Raw genomic sequence first — 212 nt, forward strand, 5'->3', positions numbered from 1 at the left:
ACTCCTTGCACTGAGTTTATCTCCTAATAATTTGATGCAATGCATCTTAGTTTCAACCAAACTTCGCCGATGATAGCCTGACCATTTTTTCCATAGTGTCCTGCCTAAACGTTTAATTGTTCGAAGTAATTCATTTCGCTCTAGCGAGCTACTCTTTGTATCTTTCCATGGTTTCGCATTTTTTCTAGGTGGAATCACCGCATGCGCTTGCC

The 212-nt window shown here is 41.0% G+C and carries 1 protein-coding gene; it reads right to left on the minus strand.

The features are described 5' to 3' along the window. Positions 1–212: transposase (locus WFH18_RS18430; RefSeq protein WP_336755482.1), on the minus strand; the 212-nt coding region annotated here is incomplete at both ends.

Source organism: Acinetobacter sp. USHLN143 (assembly GCF_037145695.1).
Lineage (GTDB): Bacteria > Pseudomonadota > Gammaproteobacteria > Pseudomonadales > Moraxellaceae > Acinetobacter > Acinetobacter fasciculus.